This window comes from Paenibacillus sp. 2KB_22, assembly GCF_052115745.1.
In the GTDB taxonomy this organism is placed as follows: domain Bacteria; phylum Bacillota; class Bacilli; order Paenibacillales; family Paenibacillaceae; genus Paenibacillus.
Window position 1 is genome coordinate 1681807 of sequence record NZ_JBFRHG010000002.1, and the last position, 13889, is coordinate 1695695.

Sequence of the window (13889 nt, forward strand, 5' to 3'; positions counted from 1 at the left end):
ATTAAATCGCTTTCATTGGATTATTTTACTATTGTTATTTTAAAACCCATTCTTATTCAAGTCCACTCATTTATTCTAAGGTTGACTTCAAACCAATTTCCAGTATATATTGGTTGCATATTCCTCAATCAAAGGAGAGATTTTTAATGTCGGTGAATGTTCTTAACTAACCAAGTTTCATATTCAGGAGTTTGGCCTTTCATTGCGTTTGTGCCCATATGGCATACGTGTATTTCATGATGCGCCAGATCCCTGTACTTAGTTAAGAACAGCGGATATCATAAATCGCCTCCGGGATTGTCATTGTCCGGGTCTATTTCCGCGCTGAGTTCAGCGCGGATTTTTTATTATAGACCTGTAGTGGACTTTGCTTTCCCATATATTTAGGGCGGAGAATGACGTTTGTTCATTCTCCGCCCTTTTTGCGTTTTCAGGAATATGTTTCGCGTGTCAACTGCAATCCCAATTCAAATTCAAGGAGAGATTACGCATGAATGAGAACACATTAAACAGTCTGGGTTATCCACAAATTCAAAAAAATGTTGCAGACTGCGCCCTGTCTTATCTGGGTAAACGTTATGCCAGAGAACTAAAACCGATGGTAGATGCTCACCTGATCCAGCTGCGGCTGGAAGAAACAGCAGAAGCGGCTGCGTTGATTCGCTTCGGGGCCAGTATCCCCCTCCCTTCACTGGACGGCATGGAAACAATTATGGATCTGCTTGGCACCGGTTATCTATTCAGTGAACGCGATTTCAGTCATCTCGCTCAGTTCCTGCGGAGCTGTGCACAACTCATGAAGTACATGGAGGGCAAATCTGGGGCCGCTCCCACCGTTAGTCGCTACGCTGCATCCATGATTCTGATCGAACCTTTACTGCGTGAGATCGAGCGCTGCATCCATAGTGGACGCATTCAGGACCAAGCAAGCAAGGAACTGATTCGAATTCGCAAAAAAATGACGGTGAATGGAGAACGCATGAAACGAAAGCTGGATTCTCTGGTTAGCAAACATCGCTCCATTATGCAGGAGCATGTCATCAGTCAACGCGGAGGAAGAACAGTTCTGCCCATTAAGAAAGAGTTCCGCAAACAGGTGAAAGGCAGTGTGCTGGATGAATCCGGGAGCGGGCAAACCGTATATATCGAACCTGTTGAGTTAGTAAGTTTACAGATGGAATTGGCCGCTCTACAAGCGGAGGAGTCCAGAGAGGAGATGAGAATTCTCGGTGATTTAACCTCACTGGCTGAATCGTATAACCGTGAAATTGCCCTGAACACCGAAACGGTAGGTGTACTAGACTTCCTCTTTGCCAAAGCCAAATATGCGGCCACCATGGACGGACATACCGTTCGAGTCAATACTCAAGGCCATATCAGCCTTCAACGTGCACGTCATCCGTTCATGGGTTCTTCCATGGTTCCCCTTGATTTTGCAATCGGCAGAACGTATTCGTCACTCATTATTACTGGCCCGAATACCGGGGGGAAAACGGTCGCACTCAAAACACTTGGTTTACTAACCCTGATGATGCAATCCGGTTTGCTTATTCCGGTAGATGAAGGCGGCGAGATGGCTGTTTATACCGAGTTAGCGGTTGATATTGGTGACGGGCAGAGTTTGGAACAAGCGCTCAGTACATTCTCAGCACATATTCGCAATATGATTGGCATACTGGAACAGGCCAATACATCAACTCTGGTGCTCATCGATGAGATGGCTTCCGGCACAGATCCCGGTGAAGGCGTCGGACTGTCCATCGCCATGCTGGAGGAGCTGCACAGCCGCGGAGCAACCGTTGTGGCGACAACGCATTTTGGTGAAATCAAACATTTTGCAGCTGCCACGCCAGGATTCGAAAATGCCCGTATGGAATTTGACACCGTTTCTCTCCAACCGCTGTATCGATTGCGTATCGGAGAAGCAGGTGAGAGTTATGCTTATTCCATCGCATTAAAGCTGGGCATGCCACGGCGAATTATTGAGCGATCCAAGTCCCTGTCAGATCATAGTACTTCGAGAGATCGTACATTCGTGTTCACGTCACCTCCTTTGGAAACTCCGACCCTGACGCCTGAGCGTTCCGTTAAGGAGGCAGACGACCCGGTAGAGTTATCCAAACGGAATCAGATGAAGAAGCAGTCAAAGGATTCAATCGGTTTCCACAAAAAGACAACAAATAGAGAGTCGGATTCTCCTGCTCCTGCCAAAACGTTTCGCAAAGGAGATCGGGTGTATGCGGCCTATCTCAATCAGTCGGGTATCGTATGTGATGTGGAGGATAGCCGTGGAAATATCGGGGTCATGCTACGAGGACGCAAAGTCAAAATCCATAAGAAACGCCTGGCCCTGCATATATCTGCCAATGAGCTATATCCAGGTGACGATTATGACTTGGACATTGTGCTAGAAACAAAGGAAAATCGAAAGAAACGTAAGTTGATGGGACGCAAACATGTGGAAGGCCTACAGATCGAATTACCGCCTGAAGAATAGCCGATGGGAGAAACAGATGTGGTGAACTGGAAGTCATATATACAGAGTGAAATCCATAATCACCGGCGCATTTCTGTTATACTGGGACCAGTATGTTCAAAATTAAGCTCGTAGCTATTCCACAGGGAGGGAAGAACCCCATGTCTGCAGAACAAGACGATCAAGAGCACATCCCTATCGATGTTCTTGTCTGCCCGTTATGCGGGGAAGCTAATCGCTGTTCCTATGCCGCAGGACGTCCTCATTCGGAATGTTGGTGTAACCGGGCTACTTTCCCCGAAGGTGTATTCGACCGCATTCCGGCAGAACAGCGCCGAAAATCGTGCATATGTCAACGCTGTTTGGATGAATATGCCGATAAACGCCAACCAAAAGAAGAGCCACACAGTTAACAACTGTATGGCTCTTCTTCATTATGCCTCATCTATACTGTTAGCTGGCTACCACTGCTCTTACATTTGGTTATACTGGGCAACAGCCTGTTCAAGCACCGGATGATGCTCATCCATGGACGTGTAATGGTGGAGCGCAGCTGTAATTCCCTTCTGACGAATCATGTCCTGTAGTTCCACTGCTTCCGGATCATCGGAGACATCGAACTTGCAGGCTGCTGCCATGCCCATAGCCAGATAGGTGGTTTCGGCTCCATCCGCATATGCCTGAAGGGCCGGGCGAACCAGACGATCATTCGGAGACAATTTGCGCAGTGGGGAACGACCAACACGAGTAACCTCATCGGTGAGATACGGGTTGACGAACCGTCCCAATATTTTGACAATATACTGCTCATGCTCTTCCGGGTTAAATGCAAAACGCTTCACCAGAACTTTTCCAGTTTCCTGCAAAGCACCGTAGACAATCGATTTCACCTTCTCGTCGGCAATAGCCTTCTGAATCGTGTCATACCCGTGCACATGACCGATATATGCTGCAACGCAGTGTCCTGTATTAACCGTGAACAGCTTCCGTTCGATATACGGCTCCAGATCATCGACATATAGAATGCCCTCAACCGGTTTGAATGCAGGTGCCATCTGGGAACGATCCACCACCCACTCGTAAAAAGGCTCCACCTGTACATGTAAGGGATCTTCATGATGCTGAATAGGCACGATCCGGTCTACGGCCGAATCTGGAAAATAAACGTACTGATCAGCAAGTGTACGTACCTTTTCATCAAGCAGAGCATATACATGCTCTTTCAATTGCGTACTGGCTCCAATTGCGTTCTCGCAAGCAATAATGTGAAGAGGGTTTTGAGCAGGACCGGAATTCAGTCTTTTCTCAAGTCCCTTCGCAATACCTGGTGCAATATGTTTTAGCACGCCCACGCCCACCGCGGTTGTAATCAGATCAGCTTCCACAACGGTTTGGGCAACCGTCTCCAGCTGGGTTCCATCGATCGCACTTACACCTGTCACGGTCTCCTGATCCTTGCTCTCGTTAGCCAGTTCCACCGTATATTGACCCCGTTGCTGGAGAGCTGTTACCAAGGTCTGATTCACGTCTGAAAAAATCACCTCATACCCTGCCCGGGAGAGGATTAATCCGATAAATCCGCGTCCAATGTTACCTGCGCCAAAGTGTAGGGCCTTCATAGCTCCATTTCACTTTCCAAAATAGCGATAACTTCTTCAGCTGTTTTCGCGAGACGCAGGGCCTCCATGTTCTCATCCTCAGCACAGATCACCGCGATGCTAGTCAAGATCTCCATATGTTCCCCGCCTTGAGCCGCGATACCAATGACCATATAAGCCTTTTCATCGCCAAAATCAACACCCTGTGGGTACTGAATAACGGAGATGCCTGTGGATAAAATGAATGCTTTCGATTCCTTCGTACCGTGTGGAATCGCAAGACCGTTCCCTACATAGGTCGAGACAATCTCTTCACGTTCAATCATTTTCTCAATGTAATCAGCGGTAATATGTCCCGCATCCTTCAGAATCTGTCCTGCCATACGGATCGCTTCGTATTTGTCCTGAGCCGTCGCATTCATGATGACTTTATCTGTTGTTAACATACTCATAATGGTTGACCTCCAATTTCGGTTTTACTGCGATAAAATCCAACAAGTTCCTGGGACAGGTAATGAATGAGTTCATCCCTGATTCCCTTTTCCAGCAATGTAATCATTTCTTCCTGCAATAACAGAGCGCTTATCTCACTGAGAACCTCCAAGCTTTCCTTGGATAATTCTCGAGGACCCAGCATCAAAAGAACATGGGTAACTCCTGCCGGATCATCCGGCGTACGAAGGAGTGGCTCCGTGAGCTGAAACAGACTGATAGACGGCCTGTATATCCCCTCACTTCGTGTATGAAACAGTGCAAGTCTTGTGCCGGGAATCTTCTGACTCCCCACTGCTTCACGTGCCTCCAACCGTTTTGCGATCTCCTCTGGTTCCTTCAACACACCAGAACCATGGAGTACGTTGCACATCGCATACGCCGTTTTATAGAACCCGATATCCTGATTATCCAGCGGGTACACCTGAAACTTGCCAATAATTCGGACGATTTCAACTAGAATAGCTTCCATTCCATCAGGGTCCGAGTAACGACTTGTTGTCTGAACCTCTGCTTCACGGGGCTTATTATGCTGTCGTTGTAATGTTGTTGTTCGGATAAAATGACGCAGACGTTCGCTCTCTTCTGCCGTAAGCAGTGGACTCACTTTGTAATACTGATGCTCATCCATCGGCAGATCGACCGTCGATAACACCAGATCATATTGATCTGTAGGTATCCGGGCAGCTTCATACCAGGACACGCTATCCATGATTCGAATCTCGGGAATCTCCTTGGACAATCGGCTGGATAGCATGCGTGATGATCCAATTCCGCTTGTACACACGATGATCGCCCTGATCTCCCGCTTCAATGTACGTAACCTCTCGATGGAAGCCCCAAAGTGCATGACCAGGAAACCAATCTCCTCATCCGGAACGTCTGTGCCTGGCCAAGCTTGCCCAACAGATTGTTTGACCTCTTCGAACAGGGAGTCATAATCCTTGCGAATCTGCTGCAGTAGCGGATTACGAATGATCTGTTGCCCTTCAATTCGCTCCATAACAGGTTGCATATGACCAAGCAGACCTTCACGAAGCAATCGATCCTCATGAAAGGTGTAATGCGTTCTTGCCTGCATCTGATCAATCAGTGAATGCACCCTGTCTAGTAAGATCAAGTCGTCTATTGGCAACAGCCGCGAAGAGTGAATCCGCTGCTCTGTCTCAACTAATAGTCTGTGAAAATAAGCTTGCTCATCTTGGGAGAATGACAGCCCCAGCTGGGTGGATAACACACCACATAAGCGGGAAGCCATATAAGGTGGAACCTTTATCTCATCCTGCTCTACAGCTGCATCTTCGGTGTTCTCTCGTGGAGAAATACGGCCAATGCCAAAGCCTTTACGAATACGTACAACTGCGACGGATAATTGAATCAGCAGCTTCATGTATTGACGTTCCGGAATGTTCTCCAGCCATTCGATATCTGGTTGCCATAACGCATTTTCGACCGTAAGCACATCACCGTGTCCAATCATATCCAGCAATTTTTGGTTTACGATGGAGCCGCCTTGTTCAGGTTGTCTTCCGAACAGGTCGGATTCATCCAGAAATTCCAAAGCAAGTGCAGCTATGGCTGTGCGATGAATCGTCTCACTTCCGTTAATTTTGACGCCATATCCACGTCTGCGAACCAGCTTCAGTCCCGCCTGACGAATTCGTGACTCCAGATCGTCCAGATCCGTGGTTACGGTGGATACGGTCACTTTCAGATCCGAAGCCAGAGCGAGTAACTTTACAGGCTCCGCTTCATCAAGCAGGATGCAAAGCATGAAGAGCTTACGCTCTTCCGGCGTAAACTCTACATATTCTTTACCCTCTAGTTGCTGGCGCAATACAGCCAGATCATCGGAACTGGCATCAATTCGGATACCGGTTCCTGATTTTTTTTCCAGCCTCATGCCCAAAGGTTCCAGCCACTGTTCAATCATTTGAAGCTCCCGGTGAACCGTTCGGGTACTAACCTTGACTTCAACGGCGATTTCGCCGGCAGTGACTTCATGTGGATGCTCCAGCAGAAACTCCACGATCTCACGTTGTCTTTTGGTAATACTCATATCTCAGCCTCCGGCTCAGGGAAAACGAATGCATGCAATTACTTTAGACGTTCAACGAGCGCATCGTATTCCGGGCTTTTTAGGAAGTTGTCGATGGATATATGTTCTGCGTTCGGCGCAACAGAGCGGGCACGATCCGTTAATATTTGTTGTGTGATTACCACATCTGCATCCGGAGGGATATCACTGATGGCCGTATTGGTCACCGTAACGTCAATCCCCTCTGCCTTCATCTTCTTGCGAAGAATGGAAGCGCCCATGGCACTCGATCCCATACCTGCATCACAGGAGAAGACAATCTTCTTCACATCTGTTTTCACTGTAGAAGAAGCCTTATTTGAAGCACTGTCTGCTTCACGATGATTATTAGCCGTAATGCCTGCGTTTGGCACAGTTCCTTGACTCTTCATGTCTTTCATCCGACTGGATGCGGACTCCAGATCTTCGTCCTTTTGTTTACCCGTTTTCAGCAACACTGCTGCAATCAGGAATGAAACGACTGCTGCTACAAGCACCCCTGCGAGCATCGGCAGGTATCCACCTTTTGGTGTTAACAGGAAATACGCGATAATACTACCCGGTGATGGTGCCGAAACAAGTCCTGCTCCGGTGAGCATGAATGTTAATGTACCTGCAACGCCACCCGCGATTGCAGCAAGAATCAGAATCGGTCTCATCAGAATGTAAGGGAAGTAGATCTCATGAATTCCCCCGAAGAAATGAATGATAACGGCACCTGGTGCAGAAGATTTCGCCATTCCGCGTCCGAAGAAGCAGTAAGCAAGCAGGATTCCAAGTCCCGGACCTGGGTTCGATTCAAGCATGTATAATACGGATTGCCCCAATTCTCTTGCTTGATCTGTTGCAATTGGTGTCAGAATCCCGTGGTTGATTGCATTGTTCAGGAACAATACTTTACCTGGTTCGATAATCAGGTTGACCAGCGGTAGCAAGCCCAGATTCATCAAGCCTTGTACCCCGGCAGACAATACTTTGCTAATCGCTTCTACAGCAGGCCCGATGCCTAGTAGAGCAATGATCCCCAAGATGCCGCCAATAATACCGGCTGAGAAGTTATTAACCAGCATTTCAAATCCGGCTTTAACTTTACCTTCGATTGATTTATCGAATTTTTTGATAATCCATGCTGCCAGTGGTCCGGCAATCATGGCACCGAGGAACATCGGAATATCACTACCCACGATGACCCCGATGGTCATAATGGCACCTACGACACCACCACGCTGACCATGCACCATCGTACCCCCGGTGTAACCAATTAACAGTGGCAGCAAATATTTAATCATCGGATCGACTAGCTGTGCTAGTGTCTCGTTAGGGAACCAGCCTGTTGGAATGAACATGGCCGTAATTAATCCCCAGGCGATGAACGCTCCCATATTCGGCATGACCATACCACTCAGGAATCGGCCAAAACGCTGCACACCTACCCGTAGCCCACCTTTGGAATTGGACGATTGGTCCAAATTACTCATTGTATTATCCTCCTTGGATCAAGTGATTATGATTTATGAAAGGGGTATCATTTCTCCCCTGCTGTAATCCTAAGCGAGAATGCTCTCCTGTTCAATGAAATGAAAGCGTACTTTCGTCATGAACAATGATGACAACATTAGGTTATGTAATCGTTTTAACCGATGCATAATGGCTGAACCCATTGGTACACAAGGCTTTTCCCGCCTATGACTTTTGTCATTTCCAAAATCATTTTCTAACCTATAGTTTGGTCCAAGCAGGTGATTTACATCCTCAATCTGCTTGAATCCTCATCCAACATCATTCTTGGAAAACACAAAAAACCTGTGCAAGCATCCGGCTCACACAGGTCGAAACAATAAGAAGCATATTTCATTTTGTTATCAAATATATGTTAATAAGTACAAGTTCGTTGATCCTATTCTTCCGTATGTTTACGATACGCGTCTGCATTCATCAATGTAGACAACGCTGCTGTCAGATCTCCCTCAACACGGATCTCAATCATCCAACCTTCCTCGTAAGGAGAACTGTTCACAAGTTCAGGTGAGTCCTGCAACGAATCATTGACTGCAATAATTGAACCTGTGACGGGAGAAAACAAGTCCGACACCGTTTTGACCGATTCAATCGTTCCAATGCTGTCTTCTGCTTTTACATTGGATTCAAGGTCAGGCAATTCCACAAACACAATGTCACCCAGCTGATGCTGAGCGAACTCGGTAATGCCAATACGTACAGTATCCTCCCCTACGGTTTGCACCCATTCGTGCTCTTCACTGTACAGGAAATCACTTTTCAATTCGCTCATCGATATCCGCCTCGCTTTTCATTAATGAGTGCATGCGTTCTTTGACCTTAACCTTTTTCCCAAAACATAGCGTATGATATTTCGGATTCAAATGTCAAGATACCTCACAATTTATTTGATAATCGCCTCCTCAAACCGTAACCTGAATACACTCTTTCTACATATACTGGTGAATATTAGAATAGTAAGCGCAGTCTTTTTAAATACACGAACGATTATATTGATTAAACAATAAATATTCGGTTTTTAATTATTTTTGATGATATCGTTCTTGACATTGGCAGTGGATTCACGTTTTAATGAGAGGAGTAAATGTGTTTATTGGACTATGTTATACCCGCGGATGAATGTAAAGGGAGAGATTACCCATGACACCCGATTCGGGATGTACATGAGGTAACGCCGAAGGAGTAAACCACCGATAAGCGGGGGTGAATCTCTCAGGCAAAAGGACTTTTACGGGACGCAACTCTGGAGAGCATCTATTCGCCCTGTGCGGGCGTTATGATCACCCAAGGGGAAACCTGTTGTACAACACAGCGGGGTAACTCTCAGGTACAAGGGACAGAGCCTTAGAATACAGCGTGCTACTTGGCATGCCGATTCTTTGGCCTGTCCTTTTCCTTTTTCCCAAAAAAACGAAAAGCAGGATTTCAATCGGCGCTGCCATAGCTGCCTTACCATACTTATCTACGAATGACTTCTAGCTGAAAAATTAAAAAATACCCTGGTTCATTGATCCACGATTGCATATTCGGCCGTTTGACGGCCCAAGACGAGGTGATTTGATGTCCGATTTGCTTAGAACACCACTCTTTCCCCTATATCAGCAATATGAAGGCGTACGGTGCATTGATTTTGGAGGCTGGGAGCTTCCAGTGCAATTCAGCGGAATCCAGAAAGAACATGAAGCGGTGCGTGAGCGTGCTGGACTGTTCGATGTATCCCATATGGGCGAATTCACCGTACGAGGTGAGCAAGCCGAAACATTTTTGCAACAAATGATGACCAATGACGTGACTACGCTGGTTCCGGGTCAAGCCCAGTATACCCTGATGTGTTATCCAGATGGCGGTGTGGTGGATGATCTGCTCGTGTATAAATTGGAAGATCAGCATTACATGCTCGTCGTTAACGCCTCCAACATCGACAAGGATTGGGCGTGGCTGCAAGAACACTTGATCCCTGGCGTGAGCATGACCAACGATTCGGAGCAGACGGCGCTACTCGCCCTGCAAGGTCCACTGGCTGTAGATATTATCGGAAAAGTTACAAATACAGATGTATCGGCGATTGAACCGTTTCGTTTTGTGCAGAATGCCGAAGTATGTGGTGTAGAGTTGCTGTTGTCCCGTACGGGTTATACCGGAGAAGATGGCTTTGAACTATATGTTCCTGCAGATCAGGCCGCTGTGGTCTGGAATGGATTAATGCAAGCTGGTGAAGGTCACGGACTGGTGCCAACCGGACTTGGTGCCCGGGATACATTGCGCTTTGAAGCGAGGCTCCCATTGTACGGACAGGAATTGTCGGCAACCATCTCTCCGCTCGAAGCTGGTGTTGGCATGTTTGTGAAGCTGAATGCCGGACCTTTTATCGGACACGAAGCCTTGTTACAGCAAAAAAATGACGGGCCTGCCCGCAAATTGGTTGGCATCGAAGTCCTGGAACGCGGTATCCCCCGCCCGCACTATCCGATTTACGCAGAAGGCGTACAGATTGGCGAAGTGACAACAGGTACGCAATCACCTACATTGAAGCGTAATCTGGGGCTTGCCCTTATCGACAGCAAATACGCTGCGCTCGGAACCCCGCTTGAGATTGAGATCCGAGGTAAGAAACTGAAGGCCGAGGTCGTGAAGACCCCTTTTCATAAACGGACACGAACGTCAAAGACACCTACTCAAGGAGCTGATCAAGCATGAGCAAGCACCGTTACATTCCCATGACCGAGCAGGATCAGAGCGCCATGCTCGCCACCATCGGTGTGGATTCGCTGGAGGAACTGTTCCAGGACATTCCCAAAGAGATTCGTTATCAGGGTGAGCTGCCCGTATCCTCCAAACTCGATGAATATGCGCTGACACGTCATATGTCCAAACAAGCCGGCGCCGGCGCCAATTTTGAAACACACGCCAGCTTCCTCGGCGCAGGCATATACGATCATCATGTTCCTTCCGTCATCAATCATGTCATTTCCCGTTCCGAGTTCTACACCGCCTACACACCTTATCAGCCTGAGATCAGCCAAGGTGAACTGCAGGCCATTTTCGAATTTCAATCCTACATCTGTGAATTAACTGGCATGGCTGTAGCCAATGCCAGTATGTATGATGGCGCAACTGCCTTTGCTGAAGCAGGTAATCTGGCCGCAGCGGCAACTCGTCGCAAACAGCTCATCGTATCCCGCACCGTTCATCCGGAAGCTCGTCAGGTATTGCAGGCGTATGCGCACGGACTCCGTCTGGAGATTGTCGAGATTGGCTATAAGGATGGAGTCACGGACTGGGATGCCCTGCAAGCCGCCATATCGGATGATACCGCAGCTGTCATGATCCAGAGTCCGAACTTCTTTGGTGCCGTGGAAAATGTAAAGCAAGCTGCCGACCTCGTGCATGCGCACAAAGGCCTGCTCGTCGTAAGTGCTAACCCGCTATCGCTGGGTCTGCTGGAAGCCCCAGGCAAGCTGGGTGCCGACATCGTCGTTGGCGATGCGCAGCCCCTCGGCATCGCCGCTTCACTCGGCGGCCCGACATGCGGATATTTCGCCGTATCCCAGCCTCATATGCGCCGAATTCCCGGCCGAATTGTAGGCCAGACAACGGACCGCAACGGCAAGCGTGGATTTGTACTCACACTGCAAGCGCGTGAACAGCACATCCGCCGCGAAAAAGCGACATCCAACATCTGTTCCAACCAGGCTCTGCTTGCGCTCAGCGCATCTGTATATATGTCCATCCTGGGTAAACAAGGCATGATCGATGTCGCGGATCTGAATCTGCAAAAGAGTCATTACACCTTGAATACATTAACTGCGATTTCCGGTGTTAGCCTGACGTTTAATGCGCCAACATTTAATGAATTTGTGATTAAACTTCCTGAAGGAATAGACGTGGATGCTCTTCAGTTGAAACTGTTGGATGCTGGCTTTATTGGTGGCTATGAACTCGGACGTGATTATCCGGAGCTTGCCGGACATATGTTGATCGCCGTAACCGAACGACGAAGCAAAGAAGAGATCGACGAATTCGCACGAGTATTGGAGGGATCGCTGTGACTCAGGAAACGACAACAACGACAACATCGGTACAAGGACACTCTGAAGAAGGTACCTCTTTCTCCACTTCGGCTCAACCTGTGACGGATACAACATTCAGTACACAGACCCTATCTCCTGCTCCGGAACAATCATTGATTTTTGAACTCAGCAGCCCTGGACGTGTCGCTTATTCCTTGCCAGAATGTGACGTTCCTCGCCAGGCTGCCGATACGTTGATTCCCCGGGAAATGCTCCGTTCGGAAGCAGCGGCACTGCCGGAAGTATTCGAGGTAGATGTTATTCGACATTATACAGCCCTGTCCCGTCGTAACTTCGGGGTAGATAATGGATTTTATCCACTGGGCTCTTGTACGATGAAATACAATCCCAAGATTAATGAGGATGTTGCACGTTATAATGGTTTTGCCAAAATCCATCCGTACCAGCATGAATCCAGCATTCAAGGCGCACTAGAACTGTTATATACGTTGCAAAATGACCTTGCGGGGCTGACAGGCATGGACGCTGTGACCTTACAACCAGCCGCTGGTGCCCATGGAGAATGGACTGGACTTATGATGATTCGTGCCTACCACGAAGGTCGTGGTGAACAACGTACCAAAGTCATCGTGCCCGATTCTTCTCATGGTACCAACCCGGCAAGTGCAACCGTTGCAGGATTTGAGACTGTGACAATTCCATCCCGTGCAGACGGACTGGTCGATCTGGACGCACTCCGTGCAGCCGTCGGTTCGGATACAGCAGCATTGATGCTGACGAACCCGAATACACTTGGTTTGTTCGAGAAAGACATTCAGGAGATTGCATCCATCGTACATCAGGCTGGTGGCTTGCTGTACTACGATGGCGCGAACTCCAATGCCATTATGGGCATTACCCGTCCGGGTGATATGGGCTTTGACGTGGTGCATCTGAACTTGCACAAAACGATGAGCACGCCTCATGGCGGCGGTGGACCAGGTGCCGGCCCCGTCGGGGTGAAGAGACGTCTGATCCCGTTCCTGCCTAAACCGATGGTGATCAAGAATGATGATGGTGTGTATTCACTGGACCGTGAAGGAGATCAATCCATTGGTCGGGTCAAAGCGTATTATGGCAACTTCGGTATTTTGGTACGTGCCTATGCCTACATTCGCACCTATGGACCGGAAGGCTTGCGCCGTGTATCTGAGTGTGCGGTACTGAATGCCAACTATATGATGGCCCGTCTCGCACCTTACTATGAGATTCCGTATCCAGGGGTATGCAAACATGAATTCGTCATGTCTGGTCGGGGATTGAAACAATATGGTGTGCGTACACTGGATGTTGCCAAACGATTACTTGATTTTGGATATCACCCGCCTACGGTGTACTTCCCGCTCAACGTTGAGGAATGTATCATGATCGAGCCGACGGAAACCGAAAGTAAAGAAACACTGGATGGGTTTATTGATACGATGATACGGATTGCCAAAGAGGCGGAAGAGACACCTGAATTGGTCCTAAACGCACCTTACGGAACACCGGTCACTCGTCTGGATGAGACCACCGCCGCCCGCAAACCTGTACTGAACTGTGCTTGTAGTTAATCAAATCATTGTCATCACGAAAGCTCTTGCTGACATTCCAATCAGCAAGAGCTTTTCGAGTTGCCTTCCCTCCGAATCACATTATCCTGTTGATAACAAAAAAAG

At 48.1% G+C, this 13889-nt stretch carries 10 protein-coding genes and 2 riboswitches; of the genes, 5 read left to right on the forward strand and 5 right to left on the reverse strand.

What is annotated here, in order from left to right; translation table 11 throughout:
• The first annotated feature begins 490 nt into the window (after window positions 1–490).
• Both AB4111_RS18515 and AB4111_RS18520 read left to right on the forward strand, forming a co-directional pair.
• Window positions 491–2497, forward strand: coding sequence for an endonuclease MutS2 (locus AB4111_RS18515; RefSeq protein ID WP_442032702.1), 2007 nt, complete (start codon window positions 491–493; stop codon window positions 2495–2497).
• A 140-nt stretch (window positions 2498–2637) separates the two neighbouring features.
• Window positions 2638–2889, forward strand: coding sequence for a cysteine-rich CWC family protein (locus AB4111_RS18520; RefSeq protein WP_442032703.1), 252 nt, complete (start codon window positions 2638–2640; stop codon window positions 2887–2889).
• Between the two features lie 60 nt (window positions 2890–2949).
• Here the strand turns inward: AB4111_RS18520 and AB4111_RS18525 are convergent, their stop codons facing one another.
• From AB4111_RS18525 to gcvH, 5 genes are all read right to left on the reverse strand, one after another.
• On the reverse strand, window positions 2950–4095 hold the full coding sequence (locus AB4111_RS18525) for a mannitol-1-phosphate 5-dehydrogenase (RefSeq protein ID WP_442032704.1): 1146 nt from the start codon (window positions 4093–4095) through the stop codon (window positions 2950–2952).
• Entirely contained in the window at window positions 4092–4526 is a 435-nt protein-coding gene (locus tag AB4111_RS18530) for a PTS sugar transporter subunit IIA (RefSeq protein WP_339236891.1), read from the reverse strand. Before AB4111_RS18530 ends, AB4111_RS18525 begins: the two co-directional genes overlap by 4 nt.
• Window positions 4523–6625 carry a BglG family transcription antiterminator gene (locus AB4111_RS18535; protein ID WP_442032705.1) on the reverse strand — a complete coding sequence of 701 codons (2103 nt, stop codon included), beginning with the start codon at window positions 6623–6625 and terminating at the stop codon, window positions 4523–4525. The genes AB4111_RS18530 and AB4111_RS18535 overlap by 4 nt, the downstream gene beginning before the upstream one ends.
• Before the next feature lie 38 nt (window positions 6626–6663).
• Window positions 6664–8121: a PTS mannitol transporter subunit IICB gene (locus tag AB4111_RS18540; RefSeq protein ID WP_442032706.1), complete on the reverse strand. Its 1458-nt coding sequence runs from the start codon at window positions 8119–8121 to the stop codon at window positions 6664–6666.
• 419 nt (window positions 8122–8540) lie between these two features.
• Window positions 8541–8933, reverse strand: coding sequence for a glycine cleavage system protein GcvH (gene gcvH, locus AB4111_RS18545; RefSeq protein WP_145150142.1), 393 nt, complete (start codon window positions 8931–8933; stop codon window positions 8541–8543).
• 343 nt (window positions 8934–9276) lie between these two features.
• Window positions 9277–9399, forward strand: a riboswitch (glycine riboswitch).
• A gap of 3 nt (window positions 9400–9402) precedes the next feature.
• Window positions 9403–9503: riboswitch (glycine riboswitch) on the forward strand.
• Window positions 9504–9721: 218 nt separating this feature from the next.
• Between gcvH and gcvT the strand changes: the two genes are divergently transcribed.
• The 3 genes from gcvT to gcvPB all read left to right on the forward strand — a co-directional run bounded on the left by gcvT (window position 9722) and on the right by gcvPB (window position 13784).
• Window positions 9722–10858 (forward strand): glycine cleavage system aminomethyltransferase GcvT, encoded by a 1137-nt coding sequence (gene gcvT, locus AB4111_RS18550; protein ID WP_442032707.1) that lies wholly within the window; start codon window positions 9722–9724, stop codon window positions 10856–10858.
• Window positions 10855–12210: an aminomethyl-transferring glycine dehydrogenase subunit GcvPA gene (gcvPA, locus tag AB4111_RS18555; RefSeq protein WP_442032708.1), complete on the forward strand. Its 1356-nt coding sequence runs from the start codon at window positions 10855–10857 to the stop codon at window positions 12208–12210. Before gcvT ends, gcvPA begins: the two co-directional genes overlap by 4 nt.
• Window positions 12211–12290: 80 nt before the next feature.
• On the forward strand, window positions 12291–13784 hold the full coding sequence (gene gcvPB, locus AB4111_RS18560) for an aminomethyl-transferring glycine dehydrogenase subunit GcvPB (protein WP_442032796.1): 1494 nt from the start codon (window positions 12291–12293) through the stop codon (window positions 13782–13784).
• The last annotated feature ends 105 nt before the right edge of the window (window positions 13785–13889 follow it).

Bases quoted from the DNA above. Each gene is read 5' to 3' on its own strand.
- AB4111_RS18515 (WP_442032702.1), top strand. From the start codon at position 491: ATGAATGAGAACACATTAAACAGTCTGGGTTATCCACAAATTCAAAAA.
- AB4111_RS18520 (WP_442032703.1), top strand. From the start codon at position 2,638: ATGTCTGCAGAACAAGACGATCAAGAGCACATCCCTATCGATGTTCTT.
- AB4111_RS18525 (WP_442032704.1), bottom strand. From the start codon at position 4,095: ATGAAGGCCCTACACTTTGGCGCAGGTAACATTGGACGCGGATTTATC.
- AB4111_RS18530 (WP_339236891.1), bottom strand. From the start codon at position 4,526: ATGAGTATGTTAACAACAGATAAAGTCATCATGAATGCGACGGCTCAG.
- AB4111_RS18535 (WP_442032705.1), bottom strand. From the start codon at position 6,625: ATGAGTATTACCAAAAGACAACGTGAGATCGTGGAGTTTCTGCTGGAG.
- AB4111_RS18540 (WP_442032706.1), bottom strand. From the start codon at position 8,121: ATGAGTAATTTGGACCAATCGTCCAATTCCAAAGGTGGGCTACGGGTA.
- gcvH (WP_145150142.1), bottom strand. From the start codon at position 8,933: ATGAGCGAATTGAAAAGTGATTTCCTGTACAGTGAAGAGCACGAATGG.
- gcvT (WP_442032707.1), top strand. From the start codon at position 9,722: ATGTCCGATTTGCTTAGAACACCACTCTTTCCCCTATATCAGCAATAT.
- gcvPA (WP_442032708.1), top strand. From the start codon at position 10,855: ATGAGCAAGCACCGTTACATTCCCATGACCGAGCAGGATCAGAGCGCC.